Origin of the sequence: Synechococcus sp. R6-10, assembly GCF_047461815.1 — a bacterium.
GTDB lineage: Bacteria > Cyanobacteriota > Cyanobacteriia > Thermostichales > Thermostichaceae > Thermostichus.
In genome coordinates this window covers 1-931 of record NZ_JANSHW010000354.1, presented here as the reverse complement: position 1 = coordinate 931, position 931 = coordinate 1, and the positions used below count along the sequence as shown (strand labels likewise).

Annotated in this window: 1 protein-coding gene; it reads right to left on the bottom strand. The window is 56.7% G+C overall.

The window, feature by feature from the left end; translation table 11 throughout:
- Positions 1-151: 151 nt before the first annotated feature.
- A partial coding sequence (locus tag NW837_RS10245) for a S1 RNA-binding domain-containing protein (protein WP_414331250.1) occupies positions 152-931 on the bottom strand: 780 nt, incomplete at its 5' end.

Below are 931 nucleotides of genomic sequence, written 5' to 3'. Positions count from 1 at the left end.
GAGATAGGCAGGATGCGATCGCTTCTTTCCTGAACCATGTTCAGGAGAGTTCAGCGTGAATGTATCAGTACCGTGATTTTCCTCTGATTGCCGTAAGGCGTCTTGCTTTCCCTCTGCAGGTTTTGCATCCGAACTCGAGGCAGAGATGGGATCAGATGACTTGGCCGTCGGATGTTATTCTCCCCTTGAGTTTACCGGCCCGCTCTTCGGCCTCCTCCATAACCCTGTCCAGCTGCTCCAGCACCTCGCCCGGATGCTTTTCCAGCACCCGCAGGGAGAGGGCCATCCGTCCCTTGGCCTCATCCACGTCGATCACAACAGCTTTGATGCGTTGGCCTGGTTTGAACAAATCCGGTAGCGAGGCTACAAAACTTTGGCTGACCTGCTTGATGTGCAACAGCCCGGTTACCCCTTCTTCCAAGTCCACAAACACACCGAAGGGTTTTAGTCCGCTGACTTTGCCTTCCACCACTTGGCCACTGGTGTAGCGGCTCAGGTTCTCGGACTTTACAGCCGCCCTTTGGGAGAGCACCAGCTTGTTGGCTTCTGGGTTCACCTCGATAAAGCTTGCTGTCAAGGATTGCCCCACCAACTCCTCCAGACTTTCCCGTTGGCTGAGGTGGGAGCGGGGAATGAAGCCGCGCAGCCCCTGCACATCCACCACCACCCCCCCTTTGTTGGTGGCGATCACCGGAACGGTTACCGTCTGGCCGTTGGCTTGCTTCTGGGCCAGCTCTTCCCAAAGCCGCTTCAGCCTCAGCCGCCGCGCCGAGAGCACAATTTGTCCTTCTGCATCTTCCCGCAGGATGAGAAACTCGGCTTCTGTCTTTAAAGGAAAGAGCGCACTCAAATCTTCCCCTGGGCGGATCCCTGCTTCCTTGAGGGGCAAAAAGGCCGGGGATTTGCCGCCAATATCCACCAGAGCGCCATC